General features: G+C 61.9%; 13 protein-coding genes. 10 read left to right on the top strand and 3 right to left on the bottom strand.

Features of this window, described 5'->3' with window-relative positions; all coding sequences use genetic code 11:
* Positions 1-14: 14 nt before the first annotated feature.
* From AC1DXW_RS26190 to AC1DXW_RS26155, 8 genes are all read left to right on the top strand, one after another.
* Positions 15-656 (top strand): DUF1345 domain-containing protein, encoded by a 642-nt coding sequence (locus AC1DXW_RS26190; RefSeq protein ID WP_477754680.1) that lies wholly within the window; start codon positions 15-17, stop codon positions 654-656.
* Between the two features lie 77 nt (positions 657-733).
* The gene (locus tag AC1DXW_RS26185) at positions 734-1,573 is read left to right on the top strand and encodes an AraC family transcriptional regulator (RefSeq protein WP_477754679.1); all 840 of its coding nucleotides are present in this window, start codon (positions 734-736) and stop codon (positions 1,571-1,573) included.
* Between the two features lie 52 nt (positions 1,574-1,625).
* Positions 1,626-2,234, top strand: a complete 609-nt coding sequence (locus tag AC1DXW_RS26180; protein ID WP_477754678.1) for a LysE family translocator — start codon at positions 1,626-1,628, stop codon at positions 2,232-2,234.
* Between the two features lie 140 nt (positions 2,235-2,374).
* Positions 2,375-3,400, top strand: coding sequence for a LacI family DNA-binding transcriptional regulator (locus AC1DXW_RS26175; RefSeq protein WP_477754677.1), 1,026 nt, complete (start codon positions 2,375-2,377; stop codon positions 3,398-3,400).
* 163 nt (positions 3,401-3,563) lie between these two features.
* Positions 3,564-4,346, top strand: coding sequence for a sugar phosphate isomerase/epimerase family protein (locus AC1DXW_RS26170; RefSeq protein WP_477754676.1), 783 nt, complete (start codon positions 3,564-3,566; stop codon positions 4,344-4,346).
* Positions 4,339-5,325 carry a sugar kinase gene (locus tag AC1DXW_RS26165; RefSeq protein ID WP_477754675.1) on the top strand — a complete coding sequence of 329 codons (987 nt, stop codon included), beginning with the start codon at positions 4,339-4,341 and terminating at the stop codon, positions 5,323-5,325. The genes AC1DXW_RS26170 and AC1DXW_RS26165 overlap by 8 nt, the downstream gene beginning before the upstream one ends.
* 103 nt (positions 5,326-5,428) lie before the next feature.
* Positions 5,429-6,727, top strand: a complete 1,299-nt coding sequence (locus AC1DXW_RS26160) for an MFS transporter (protein ID WP_477754674.1) — start codon at positions 5,429-5,431, stop codon at positions 6,725-6,727.
* Between the two features lie 21 nt (positions 6,728-6,748).
* Positions 6,749-7,726 carry a 2-hydroxyacid dehydrogenase gene (locus AC1DXW_RS26155; RefSeq protein ID WP_477760643.1) on the top strand — a complete coding sequence of 326 codons (978 nt, stop codon included), beginning with the start codon at positions 6,749-6,751 and terminating at the stop codon, positions 7,724-7,726.
* Between the two features lie 116 nt (positions 7,727-7,842).
* Here the strand turns inward: AC1DXW_RS26155 and AC1DXW_RS26150 are convergent, their stop codons facing one another.
* The 3 genes from AC1DXW_RS26150 to AC1DXW_RS26140 all read right to left on the bottom strand — a co-directional run bounded on the left by AC1DXW_RS26150 (position 7,843) and on the right by AC1DXW_RS26140 (position 11,546).
* A complete protein-coding gene (locus AC1DXW_RS26150; RefSeq protein ID WP_477755890.1) occupies positions 7,843-9,030 on the bottom strand; it encodes a pyridoxal phosphate-dependent aminotransferase in 1,188 nt (395 codons plus the stop codon).
* A gap of 88 nt (positions 9,031-9,118) precedes the next feature.
* Positions 9,119-10,261 carry a glycerate kinase gene (locus AC1DXW_RS26145; RefSeq protein ID WP_477755889.1) on the bottom strand — a complete coding sequence of 381 codons (1,143 nt, stop codon included), beginning with the start codon at positions 10,259-10,261 and terminating at the stop codon, positions 9,119-9,121.
* 163 nt (positions 10,262-10,424) lie between these two features.
* Complete coding sequence (locus AC1DXW_RS26140; protein WP_477755888.1) at positions 10,425-11,546, bottom strand: sugar diacid recognition domain-containing protein; 1,122 nt, start codon at positions 11,544-11,546, stop codon at positions 10,425-10,427.
* Positions 11,547-11,716: 170 nt separating this feature from the next.
* Between AC1DXW_RS26140 and AC1DXW_RS26135 the strand changes: the two genes are divergently transcribed.
* Positions 11,717-13,027, top strand: a complete 1,311-nt coding sequence (locus AC1DXW_RS26135; protein WP_477760642.1) for an MFS transporter — start codon at positions 11,717-11,719, stop codon at positions 13,025-13,027.
* Between the two features lie 196 nt (positions 13,028-13,223).
* Positions 13,224-14,237 carry an aldo/keto reductase gene (locus AC1DXW_RS26130; RefSeq protein WP_477760641.1) on the top strand — a complete coding sequence of 338 codons (1,014 nt, stop codon included), beginning with the start codon at positions 13,224-13,226 and terminating at the stop codon, positions 14,235-14,237.
* Positions 14,238-14,280 lie beyond the last annotated feature (43 nt).

Here is a 14,280-nt window from a genome sequence, read left to right as displayed (position 1 = left end):
CCCGTCGAGCCTCCATGATCTTCCTCGCGCGCACCCATCCTCGCCTCTCCGCCGCCATCCTGCTGGGCATCGCGGTGGGCATTCTGGTTCCGGCCGATTCGCTGATCAGCAAGATCCTCTTCGGCTGGAATGCCGGCGTCTGGACCTACCTGTTCCTGATGTCCTGGCTCGTTGTGCGCTCCAAAGCGGCGGATGTGAAGCGCATTGCCGAGATCGAAGACGAAAACGCCGGGCTGGTGCTGTTGGTGGTATGCATTGCGGCACTGGCCAGCCTGGCGACCATCACCTTCGAACTGGCCGGCAGCAAAGACCTGGAAACCACCCGAAAGCTCCTGCATTACGGCTTCACAGCGCTGACGGTGATCGGTTCGTGGCTGCTGATCGGGGTGATTTTCAGCGTGCACTACGCGCGCCTGTTTTACACCTGGGAAGGCAAAGAGCCGGCGCTGCGTTTTGCTGAAGGCCTGACGACGCCCAATTACTGGGACTTCCTGTACTTCTCGTTCACCGTCGGCGTCGCGGTACAAACCTCGGATGTCGGGGTGGCCACCCGTGACTTGCGCAAGATCGTGCTCGCGCAGTCGCTGATCGGGTTTCTGTTCAACACGGCCATTCTCGGGTTCTCGATCAACATCGCCGCCGGGCTGTTCAACTGAAAGCTGCACAAACGTTCTAGTCATCACCCACGGCGCGAGCGTTAAATGGGTCGGTCAATCCGCCGTGCAGGTGCAGCATGACTTCTCACAACTGGCTCGATCTGGCCCAGGATGCCGACACCGGCATCGAGACCCTGCGCGCGCATTTCGAAGGTCACGCCTATGATCCGCACTGGCATGACAGCTATCTGGTGGGCGTCACCGAGCAAGGGGTCCAGCAATTCAATTGCAGACGGGCCAGGCACCAGAGCACGCCGGGCAAGGTGTTTTTGCTCGAGCCCGGCGATATCCATGATGGTGAAGCGCCGACCGCGGACGGATTCACCTACCGCATGTTGTACCTCGACCCGCAGTGGTTGCAGCGCGAACTCAGCGCCGTGTTCGACCATGCCCCCGACAACAACCAGCTGAGCTTCGCCGCCACCCTGGCCAGCGATGCGCGCCTGGCCCAGGCCACCAGCCTGGCGTTTGAAACCCTGCATCGCGGTGAACTGAAGATCGTCCGCCAGTCCGCCCTCGACGGTTTGCTCGAACGCCTGACCAGCCATTTGCACTGGCGCGCCCGCGATGGCCAGGACCCGCGTCTGCCGCGAGTGGCACAGAAAGCCCGGGAATACCTGCATGCCAACGCGCAATACGACATCGGCCTCGATCAACTGGCCGCTGTCACAGGCGTCGACCGCTTCCGCCTGACCCGCGCGTTCAAGGCTGCCTATGGCATGGCGCCCCACGCGTATCTGGTGCAACTGCGCCTGGCCACCGCCCGCCGCCTGCTGGCCCGTGGCGAACAACCGGCGGCGGTGGCAATGGCGCTGGGCTTTGCCGATCAGAGCCATCTGGGGCGCTGGTTCATGCGCGCCTACGGCCTGACGCCGGCGCTGTACCGCAAGCGCTGCTCAAATCTTCCAGACAGATAAGCCCGGGATTGTGAAGATCGACTTCACTGATCTTCACCGGAGTTAACCCGCGATGCTGCCCTCGTTCCCGACTTTGTTGCCTTTCCTGCTGTTTGCCTTCGTAGCCTCGATCACCCCCGGCCCGACCAATATTCTGGTGCTGAGCAACAGCGCTCGATACGGGTGGGTCGCGGCTGTGCCGATCATCGTCGGCGCCTGTGCCAGCGCGGCGACCCTGGTGTGGCTGGTGGGTACGGGGGTCGGGTCATCATTGACTGCGTGGCCCGTGGTGCAAAACGTCATGCAATGGGCCGGTGTGGCGTGGCTGAGCTATCTGGCCTGGCAGATTTACAGCGCCCCGACAACGGCCATTGCCGCCAGCCATAGCCAGGCGCGCCTCGGATGGAGGGGGGCCGCCAGCCTGCAACTGATCAACCCGAAAACCTGGATGATGGCGCTGGCGGTGGTCAGTGTATTTGCCGGGGCTGGCGATCATCACGCCGTGCAAGTGATGTATTTGTCGCTGGTGTTTTTTCTGGTTTCCCTGCCATGCCTCGCGGTCTGGGCGCTGCTCGGTGCCGGTTCAAGCCGCTGGTTGCGCTCACCCCGTGCCATGCAACGCTTCAATCGCTGCATGGGCCTGTTATTGCTGGGTTCTGCGTGGTTGAGCGTGTTGGCCTGAGCGCCACTTGTCGGTGATTGTTCGACAAAAAACCATCCGGGGCTTGACGGCGAATTAACTTTTGGTGTCTTCTGAAACCGGTTTCAGTGCGATCTCACGAAGCACTCGACCTTATAAATCCAATAAGAAGGTTTCAGACCGTGAATGATTTCTCCGCCGCCCAGCGCAGCCGCGTGACCATGCTCGACGTGGCCGAACACGCCAAGGTCTCCAAGGCCAGCGTTTCGCGGTTCATTGGCGATGATCGCGCTCTGCTCTCCGATGCCATTGCCCAGCGCATCGAACAGGCAATTGCCGAACTCGGCTATCGCCCGAACCAGATGGCCCGCGGCCTGAAACGCGGGCGCACCCGCCTGATCGGCATGCTGGTGGCCGACATCCGCAACCCTTATTCAATTGCCGTGATGCACGGGGTGGAAACCGCCTGCCGTCAGCACGGCTATAGCCTGGTGGTGTGCAACACCGACCGCGACGACGAGCAGGAGCGCCAGCACCTGGCCCTGCTGCGCTCGTACAACATCGAAGGCCTGATCGTGAACACCCTCGGTCATCACCGTGATCAATTGCACGAACTGCACCGGGAAATGCCCCTGGTACTGGTGGATCGCAAGGTCGAGCACCTCGAAAGCGATATGGTCGGGCTGAACAACCCTGCGGCGGTCGAGATGGCCCTCGCCCATCTTCAAGAGCGCGGTTATCGCGATGTGTTGCTGGTCACCGAGCCGTTCGACGGCACCAGTTCGCGAATCGAGCGGGTCACCAGCTTCAAGGCGCAAATAGAGCAACGCCCGGCGCTTCGCGGCACGCACATCGAAACCGGCAGCGAACTGACCGCCCAACTGAAAACCTTCCTCGACACGCCTGGCCCCGGCCCGAAAGCGCTGTTCTGCGCCAACGGGATCGCGGCGCTGGCCAGCACCCATGCGTTGCGTGAACTCCAGTGCAACCTGTTCGATGATGTGGGGTTGATCGCCCTCGATGACCTGGATTGGTACCCGTTGGTGGGCAGCGGCATTACCGCCCTCGCTCAGCCGACCACCGAGATGGGCGCCAGCGCGTTTGAGTGTCTGCTCAAGCGGCTGCGCGGGGATGACGGGGCGGTGCGGACGCTGGATTTTTCGGCGCGGCTGGTTGTTAGAGGGTCGACCCTTGGAAATTTTCGTTGAATGTTCCGGCGCCATCGCGAGCAGGCTCGCTCCTACAATGGGCCTGTATTCACAAATCTACTGTAGGAGCGGGCTTGCCCGCGAAGGGGCCCCGAAGAACAGCACAAATTCACAGCCATTTTTTTTGAACAAAAATGAAACCGGTTTCAGAGGTACAAAAACAATGAACAGACCAGCCGTTTCCATCAGCCTTTCCAGCTACGGTGCCGACCTTGTGCGTCAACGCGGCCAGGGCAGCTTCATCGAGATTCTCGCCGCCGCCGGCGCCACGCGCATTGAGTGGCGTGAAGAATTACTGACCATCGAGGACCCCGCTCAACTGGCCGATGCCACTCAAGCAGAAGGCCTGCAGAGCGTGTATTCATCACCAATGGAGCTATGGCTGGCCGGGCAATCCAGGCCCAACCCCGAACTGATCACGGCCCTGCAACGCGCCCAGGCGTTCGGCGCCAAATGGCTGAAAGTGTCGTTGGGCTATTTCACCGACAACAGCGATCTGCAAACCCTCGCCCGGGTGCTGGGCGAGAGCGCCGTGCAGTTGCTGGTGGAAAACGACCAGACCCTGCACGGCGGCCGCATTGAACCCTTCCAGCGTTTTTTCGCGGACGTCGAGCAGCACGAGCTGCCGATCAAAATGACCTTCGATATCGGCAATTGGCACTGGCAGGACCAGTCCGCCGCCAGCGCCGCGCGGTTGCTCGGTCGTCACGTCGGTTATGTGCACTGCAAAGCGGTCACGCGTCGTGCCGACGGCAAACTGGTGGCCATCGCGCCCGCCGTCAGTGACTTGCAACAGTGGGAACACCTGCTGCAGCACATGGCCCAGGGCGTTATGCGGGCCGCGGAATATCCGCTGCAAGGCGATGACCTGGTGCAACTGACCACCGAGCACGTCGCTGCCCTCGCCCACCTCGGCCAATCGCAGCTGGAGAGTGCTCATGTCTGAGATCGATATTCTGTCCTTCGGCGAGACCATGGCGATGTTCGTCGCCGAGCAGGCGGGTGATCTGGCCAGCGTCGGCGCTTTTCACAAACGCATTGCCGGGGCTGACAGCAATGTCGCCATTGGCCTTTCCCGACTGGGCTTCAACGTGGCATGGCTGAGCCGTGTCGGTGCCGACTCGCTGGGCCGGTTCGTGGTCGACACCCTGGAAAAAGAAGGCCTGGATTGCCGCCACGTCGATATCGACACCGCCCACCCGACCGGTTTTCAACTCAAGTCCCGCACTGACGATGGCAGCGATCCGGTGGTCGAGTACTTCCGCCGTGGTTCGGCGGCCAGTCACCTGTCGCCGCACTCGATCGTGCCCCAATTGCTCAAGGCCCGACACCTGCACGCCACCGGCATTCCCCCGGCGCTGTCGGAGTCGGCGCGGCAGATGTCGTTCGAATTGATGACCCGTATGCGCGAGGCCGGGTGCAGTGTGTCCTTCGACCCGAACCTGCGCCCGAGCCTGTGGGCCAGCGAGCAACAAATGATCACCGAGATCAACCGCCTCGCTGCCCTCGCCCATTGGGTGCTGCCGGGGTTGAGCGAAGGTCGCTTGCTGACCGGTTTCGAAGATCCGGCCGACATCGCCTCCTTCTACCTTGACCAAGGCGCCGAAGCCGTGGCGATCAAACTTGGCCCGCACGGTGCTTACTACCGCACACAATTTGATCAAGGTTTCGTGGCTGGGGTGCCGGTGGAAACTGTGGTCGATACGGTGGGTGCCGGCGATGGGTTTGCCGTCGGCATGATCAGCGCGCTGTTGGAAAACCAAAGCGTTGTCGAGGCCGTGCAACGCGCCAACTGGATTGGCAGCCGTGCGGTGCAGAGCCGGGGGGATATGGAGGGGTTGCCGATCCGATCCGAAATGGTCAGCGAATTTGAGGCCGCCATCGCGAGCAAGCTCGCTCCTACAGAGGATTTGTGTCGAACGTAGATCCAACGTAGGAGCGAGCCTGCTCGCGATGAGGCCAGCACAGTCACTGAAGATTCAAACCGTTACCTGCTGCGACAAAAACAACAAGCTCAGGAGCACCACCATGAAAACCGCAACGCTCGCCACCCGCCGCTGGTGGTACATCATGCCCATCGTGTTCATCACCTATAGCCTGGCGTATCTGGATCGCGCCAACTATGGGTTCGCCGCCGCGTCCGGCATGGCGGCGGACCTGATGATCACACCAGGCCTGTCGTCGATGCTCGGCGCGCTGTTCTTCCTCGGCTACTTTTTCTTCCAGGTACCCGGCGCGATCTACGCGCAGAAACACAGCGTGAAGAAGCTGATTTTCGTCAGCCTGATCCTCTGGGGCGGCCTGGCGACGTTGACCGGGATCGTCTCCAACGCCTACTGGCTGATCGTCATCCGCTTCATGCTCGGCGTGGTCGAAGCGGCAGTGATGCCGGCGATGCTGATCTACCTGTGCCACTGGTTCACCCGCGCCGAACGCTCGCGGGCCAACACCTTCCTGATCCTCGGCAACCCGGTGACCATGCTCTGGATGTCGGTGGTCTCGGGCTATCTGGTGCAACACTACAGCTGGCGTTGGATGTTCATCGTCGAAGGTTTGCCAGCGGTGTTGTGGGCATTCATCTGGTGGCGCCTGGCCGATGATCGTCCATCACAAGCCAAGTGGCTCAACGATCAGGAAAAACAGGACCTGGAAAGCGCACTGGCCGCCGAACAGGTCGGCATCAAGGCCGTGAAGAACTACGCCGAAGCGTTCCGCTCACCCAAAGTGATCATCCTGGCCCTGCAGTTTTTCTGCTGGAGCATTGGCGTGTACGGTTTCGTGTTGTGGCTGCCATCGATCCTCAAGGCCGGCGCGCAGATGGACATGATTCAGGCCGGCTGGCTGTCGGCGCTGCCGTACCTGGCGGCGGTGATCGGCATGCTGCTGGTGTCCTGGGGTTCGGACAAGCTGCAAAAACGTAAACGTTTCGTCTGGCCGCCACTGCTGATTGCCTCGATTGCCTTCTATGGTTCCTACGCCTTGGGTGCCGAACACTTCTGGTGGTCCTACACCCTGCTGGTGATTGCCGGCGCCTGCATGTACGCGCCTTACGGACCGTTCTTCGCAATCATTCCGGAGATCCTCCCGGCCAACGTCGCGGGCGGCGCCATGGCGCTGATCAACAGCATGGGCGCCCTCGGTTCCTTTGGCGGTTCCTATCTGGTCGGTTACCTGAACAGCTCTACCGGCTCGCCCGGCGCCTCGTACCTGTTGATGAGCGGCGCGCTGATGTTCTCGGTGCTGCTGACCATTTTCCTCAAGCCCGGCGCCAGCGATCGGGAGCGGCCCACGGCCACAGTAACGCGCACCGCCACGGCACATTCCTGAATTGAAGTTGAGATCCCGAAGATGAAAAAGCAGGTCGTCCTGTACAAGAAACTCTCGCCGCTGCTGATGGCTCGCCTGCACGAGCAGGCCGAAGTGACGCTGATCGAAAGCCTTGATGCCGAGGGCCTGGGCAAACTGCGCGATGCCCTGCCCCGCGCCCACGGTTTGCTGGGTGCCAGCCTGAAACTGGATGCCGAATTGCTCGATCTGGCACCCAACCTTCAAGCCATTGCCAGCGTCTCGGTGGGTGTCGATAACTACGACATCGACTACCTGAGCGAGCGGCGCATCCTGCTCAGCAACACGCCGGATGTATTGACAGAAACCACCGCCGACACTGGTTTCGCGCTGATCCTGGCAACGGCCCGGCGCGTAGTGGAGTTGGCAAACATGATTCGCGAAGGCAATTGGACCCGCAACATCGGCCCCACGCACTTCGGCAGCGACGTGCACGGTAAAACCCTGGGCATCATTGGCATGGGGCGCATTGGCGAGGCGCTGGCCCAGCGCGGGCATTTCGGGTTTGGCATGCCGGTGATTTATCACAGCCAGTCACCGAAACCAGCGGTGGAACAGCGGTTCAATGCGCACTATCGAAGCCTGCCGGAGCTATTGCAACAGGCCGATTTCGTTTGCCTGACGTTGCCGCTGACCGCGCAAACCGAAGGGCTGATTGGCGCAGAACAGTTCGCCCTGATGCGTCCCGAGACCATCTTCATCAATATTTCACGGGGTAAAGTGGTGGACGAAGCAGCACTGATTGAAGCCTTGCGTGCGGGCCGGATTCGCGCGGCGGGGCTGGACGTATTCGAACGCGAACCATTGAATCAGGACTCGCCGTTGTTGCAGTTGAACAACGTGGTGGCGACACCGCACATCGGCTCGGCCACCCATGAAACACGGGAGGCCATGGCCAGATGCGCGGTGGACAACCTGTTGGCGGCGCTGGCGGGTGAACGGCCTGTGAACTTGGTGAATCCTGGGGTTTGGAAAGGCTGAAGATCAAAAGATCGCAGCCTGCGGCAGCTCCTGCATGGACCGGGTTCACCGCAGTTTTGTGGATGGACATCAATCCTGTAGGAGCTGCCGCAGGCTGCGATCTTTTGCTGTGGCGATCAGGCCCGCCGCGCCTCCAGCAAATTCGTCGCACACAAAGCAATCCGCCGACAGGCATCAGCCAGCTTCATCTGATCCACTACCAACCCGATCCGGATATGCCCCGCCGCACTCGGCCCGAACGCTTCTCCGGCCAGCACCGAGACGCCATAGCCCTCCAGCAATCGCTCGGCGAAGCGCTGGGCCGACAACCTGGTCTGGCGTACATCGACCATCACGAACATCCCGCCATCCGGGCGAATCGGCCTGAGGCCCGGACATTGGCCCAGACTTGCGCACACCAGGTCACGGCGCTGGCGATACTCTTCGCGCATCATCGCCACTTCCGGCAAGTCTTCATCCAGCGCCAATTGCGCAGCGTTCTGCACGAAATCCGGAATGCCGAACAACATGCTCAGCGACAAATTGACCAGGTGCCCGGCCATGGGTTTCGGCCCGATCACCCAGCCCACCCGCCAGCCGCTCATGGCGTGGGACTTGGACAGGCTGTTGATCGTCGCCGTCCGTTCGGCCATGCCCGGCAGGCTCGCGGGGCTGATGTGCTCGCCCTCGTACAGCAGATCGCTGTAGACCTCATCGCTGATCAGCCACAAATCATGACGAATGCACAACGCTGCCAGCTCCTGCCAGATCGGCAACGACAGACTGGCGCCGGATGGATTGTTCGGACTGTTGAGCAGGATGGCGCGTGTTTTTGGCGTGATCCGTGCCGCGACATCCGCCGGGTCGACGCGAAACCCGTTCTGCGGACGCACTGGCACCGGGACCACCGTGGCCGCACAAGCGCCGATCACGCCTTCATAGGTGACGTACATCGGTTCGGCGACAATCACTTCATCGCCCGGATCGAGCAGGCATTGCGCCACCGAATACACCGCGCACTGCGCGCCCGGAAAGACGATCACATGCTCGCTATCCACCGGCTGACCGCTGCGTTGCCGATGTCGGCGGGCAATGCTGTCGCGCAGCCCCCGACTGCCGCGCACTTCAGGATAGTGCGTATCACCGGCCAACAGGCTGGCGATGGCCGCCTGGACGATGGGTTGTGGCGTATCGAAGTCCGGGTCGCCAATTGACAGCAGCAGGACATCGACGCCCTGTTCGCGCAATTGCAGCGCTCGATCGTGAATCTGCCAGGCCGCCGCTCCGTCACCGGCGATTCGTTGGGTCAAGGCTGAATAGCGCATGTCTGTCTCCTGTCGCGCGGGTGCTCCCAGCCACAACCCTATCTCAAATCACGAAGCGCGCCACCATGGCGTTCAAAACAGGGATGAGTCAGTGCTTGCGAACGGCCATCCGCCATACGCGAGCGATATCGGTCGCCCGCTCACGCAGCAAGCGCGGCGCCTCGGCACAGGCCTGGTCCAGGGTCATCGGCCCGCTCGCCAGGGCAAACGCAGCATCGATGCCGTGCTCATAGAGCGCCTGATAACCGTCGCCCAGAGTGCCGGCGATGACGATGACCGGCACGCCTTGCTGGCTGGCGACACGCGCCACACCAAACGGCGTCTTGCCGCGCAGGGTTTGCGCATCGAAACGCCCTTCCCCGGTGATCACCAGATCGGCACCTGCAACCGCCTCGGCCAGGCCCACGAGTTCGGCGACCACCTCGACCCCGGCCTTGAACTGCGCCCCCAGGAACGCTTTGGCGGCAAACCCCAGGCCACCCGCCGCGCCACTGCCCGGTTCGTCCCGAACGTCGTTGTTCAAGGCTGTCGCGCAATGGTCGGCAAAGTGCCCCAGCGCCAGGTCCAGTTGCTCGACCTGCGCCGGCGAGGCACCTTTTTGCGGGCCGAAAATCGCCGAAGCGCCGTGGGGGCCGCACAACGGGTTGTTGACGTCGGCGGCAATGTCGAAGCGTACCTGCGCCAGACGCGGATCCATGTCGCTCAGGTCGACGCGGGCCAATTGCGCAAGGGCGAGGCCGCCCGGTGACAGCGTCTGCCCCCGGGCGTCCAGCAGTTTCACACCCAGGGCCTGCATGGCACCGGCACCGCCGTCATTGGTCGCACTGCCGCCAATCGCCAGGATCACCCGTTGCGCACCGGCATCCAGTGCGGCGCGGATCAATTGCCCGGTACCGAAGGTGCTACTGATGCACGCATCCCGTTGCGCCACCGGGACCAACTGCAAACCGCTGGCCTCGGCCATTTCGATGATCGCGGTGTGGCTCTGCGGCAACCAGCCCCAGGCGGCATCCACCGTTGTTCCCAGTGGCCCGCGAACCACGGTGCGGCGCTGTTCGCCTTCACATGCGGCAAGAGTCGACTCGACAGTCCCTTCCCCGCCGTCGGCCATCGGGCATTTGATCAGTTGGGCATCAGGCCAGACTTGCGCCAATCCCAATGCAATGGCGTCGGCCACGCCTTGAGCGCTGAGGCTGTCCTTGAACGAATCGGGGGCGATCACGATTTTCATGGGAATTCTCCAGTTCCAATCTCCACATGCTGCCAGCCGCCTTGAACAATAACGCCGGTCCGCTGCACAAGCGGCGATGAGGATTATTGTTCATTTCCACAAAGCCCGTGGCAGACGCGTTACCTGTGGGAGCGAGCTTGCTCCCACAGGTGAGTGGTGTTCTTCATGGATGGGTGTCTGTCTGGGGCAGCAGTTGCACGCCAAGGTACAACGCCAGCATGCCGTCCAGGCGCAACGGATCAACCCCGCTCAGTTCGGCAATCCGCTCCATCCGGTAACGCAGGCTGTTGCGATGGATGCCCAACGCATCGGCGCAAGCCTGGCTCTGGCCATCGTGTTCGCACCAGCTGCGCAGGGTCGCGAGCAACTGACCGTTACTGTCCTTGGCAATGACCTTGCGCAGTGGGTTGAGCAGTTCGTCGAGGGCGTCGTCGTTGCGATGGCGCCAGAGCATCACCGGCAGCCGATAGCGGTTCAGCGTCAGCAATCGGGAGCGCGGCAGCACTTCGCGTCCATAGGCCAGCAAGTCACCGACCCGACGATAGCAGCGGCGCAACCCTGCCAGCCCGTCGGCTTGCCCACCCACGGCGATACGCAGGATGTTCCAGCCAAGGCCATCGAGCTTGTCCAGCAAGCGCGCGTTCTCGACCGACTGGCTGGCCGGCCGGCACCAGAGCAATGAAGTTTTGGCCGAGCTCACACACCAACTGTCGGGGTGACGGCTGGTCAACCAGGCACTGAGTGCCTCGACGGTTTGCCCTGGAGCGTGTTCCAGGCCGAGCTCGAACAAGTACGGCACCCGGGTCATTTGTGGCTTGAGGCCCAACTGCTGCGCTTCATCGACCAGTCGCGGAGCATCCCCGGCTTCGCTCAGCAGCAGCGCCAGCAGATCATCGCAGCGCTGGCGCCGCCATTGCTGTTCGGCCTGCTGGTTACGCTGGCCCACCAGCATCTCGGCGGTCATGCGCACCAGCTCGGCGTAGGTGCGCAGTTGCTCGGGTTCGCCGGTGATGCCCAGCACGCCGATCAGGCGCTGGTCCAGCATCAGCGGCAGGTTGATGCCCGGCTGCACGCCCTTGAGATGAATCGCCGTCTGCGCATCGATCTCCACCACGCGACCGTTGGCCAGCACCAGTTGCGCGCCTTCATGCCGGGTGTTGACCCGCTCCGGCTCGCCGCTGCCCAGGATCAAGCCCTGGCTGTCCATGACGTTGACGTTGTACGGCAGGATAGCCATCGCCCGGTCGACGATGTCCTGGGCCAGGTCGTGATCGAGTTCGAACATGCAAGTGATCCTTGAAGACGGTGATGGAACGGGTTGTTCACCCGCACAGGCCTTGGTTGCAAACCCTGTGCTCAGGCACAAAGACAGCCACCCTGAGGGTGGTCGAGACTCTCTGGGCGATCAACGTTACCCTTTGCATCGCAAAAAATCATAATAAAGAGAGAGCCGCCATGACACAGAGCGCCGTAGCGTCCGACGCCATCGCTGACGACAAAAACGCCGTCTACAAGCGCATCACCCTGCGTTTGATCCCCTTCATTTTCATCTGCTACCTGTTCAACTACCTCGACCGGGTCAACGTTGGGTTTGCCAAACTGCAGATGCTCGACGCGCTGAAGTTCAGCGAGACCGTGTACGGTCTCGGCGCAGGCATTTTCTTTATCGGTTACGTGCTGTGCGGTGTGCCAAGCAACCTGGCGCTGACCAAATTCGGCCCGCGGCGCTGGATTGCGCTGATGATGATCACCTGGGGAAGCCTGTCGACCTGCCTGCTGTTCGTCACCACGCCGACCGAGTTCTATACCCTGCGCCTGTTCACCGGCGCGGCCGAAGCCGGGTTCTTCCCGGGCGTGGTGCTGTATCTCTCGCAGTGGTTCCCGACCTTCCGCCGTGGCCGCATCATGGCGCTGTTCATGTCGGCGATCCCGGTATCCGGCCTGCTCGGCAGTCCGTTCTCCGGCTGGATTCTCAACCACTTCGGCGCAGGCCAGGGCGGTCTGGCCGGCTGGCAGTGGATGTTCCTGCTGCAAGGCATTCCGACCGTGATCCTCGGTGCACTGGCTTATTTCATGCTCAGCGACAGCTACGCCAACGCCAAGTGGCTGACCCCGTTCGAGCGTTCGGTACTGGAAGCCGACCACGCTATCGATCTGGCCAACAAACCGAAAAGCACGTCCGATTCGCTGCTGGCGGTATTCAAGAACCCGGCGATCTGGGCCTTCGGCCTGATCTACTTCTGCATCCAGAGTGGCGTCTACGCGATCAACTTCTGGTTRCCGTCGATCATCAAGAACCTGGGCTTCAGCGACAACCTGGTAATCGGTTGGTTGAGCGCGATTCCGTACCTGCTGGCCGCCGTTTTCATGCTGATGGTCGGCCGTTCGGCGGACCTGCGCAAAGAACGCCGCTGGCATTTGGTAGTGCCGATGTTGATGGCCGCGCTGGGACTGCTGATTGCGGTGAACTTCGCCGCCAACCCGGCCATCGCGATTCTCGGCCTGACCATCGCCACCATGGGCGCCCTCACCGGCCTGCCGATGTTCTGGCCGGTGCCGACCGCCCTGCTCAGTGCCGGCGCCGCCGCGGGCGGCCTGGCGCTGATCAACTCGATGGGGCAGATGGCCGGCTTCCTCAGCCCGTACCTGGTGGGTTGGGTCAAGGACAGCACCGGTTCGACCGATGCGGCGCTATATCTGCTGGCGGGCGTGATTGTCTGCGGCAGTCTGTTGGCGTTGCGCATGACCCGCACGCTGCGCGCCTGATCAACACAAATCCAATGTGGGAGCGAGCTTGCTCGCGATGACGGAGTGTCAGTCAACACAGATGTTGAATGTAAAACCGCCATCGCGAGCAAGCTCGCTCCCACAGTTTGATCTGCGGTGTTCGATATTTCAGTTTGATCCCTGCAGTTGTTCTGGTATCTGATTGAGCCTTTCCCACTGGTAAAAGGATTTGCTCATGAGCTACCGCACGCTGGGTCATTCGGGTCTGCAAGTGTCCACCCTGACCCTGGGCACCATGATGTTCGGCGAACAGACCAACGCCGAAGATTCCCTGCGAATCATCGACAAGGCCTGGGACCAGGGCATCAATTTCATCGACACCGCCGACGTCTACACCAACGGCCGTTCCGAAGAGATCGTCGGCGAAGCCATCGCCAGCCGCCGCCATGAATGGGTGCTGGCGACCAAGGTCGGCTTCGGCCCCGTGGACGGCGTCCCCAACCGCAGCGGCCTGAGCCGCAAACACCTGTTCAACGGCATCGATGCCAGCCTGACGCGCCTGGGCACCGATTACCTCGACATCTATTACCTGCATCGCGAAGACCACAACACGCCGCTGGAAGTCACGATCTCGGCCATCGGCGACTTGATTCGCCAAGGCAAAATCCGCTATTGGGGCCTGTCGAACTACCGTGGCTGGCGCATCGCCGAAGTCATTCGCGTGGCCGACAAACTTGGCGTTGACCGGCCGGTGATCAGCCAGCCACTGTACAACATCGTCAACCGCCAGGCTGAATCCGAGCAGATCACGGCGGCGCAAAACTACGGTCTGGGCGTGGTGCCTTACAGCCCGCTGGCGCGCGGGGTGCTCAGCGGCAAATACGCGCCTGATGTGAAACCGGACGCTGACAGCCGTGCCGGACGTCAGGATAAACGCATCCTGGAAACAGAATGGCGCGTCGAATCCCTGCGTATCGCCCAGCAAATCCAGCAATACACCCAGGAACGCGGCGTCGGCATCGTCGAGTTCGCGATTGCCTGGGTGCTGAACAACAGCGCCGTGACCTCGGCCATTGTCGGGCCGCGTACCGAAGCGCAGTGGGACGCCTACACTAAGGCGCAAGCGGTGAAGATCACGGCCGAGGATGAGGCGTTCATCGATTCGCTGGTGACGCCGGGGCATGCGTCGACACCGGGGTTCAATGATGTGAGCCACTTCGTGTCCGGCCGTACACCGCGCAATAACTGAAAATCACAAAACCACTGTAGGAGCGAGCTTGCTCGCGATGGTG

This window comes from Pseudomonas sp. P4_C4, assembly GCF_056402055.1.
Note: the sequence above shows the minus strand (reverse complement) of the source record. Positions and strands in the feature narration are given on the sequence as shown.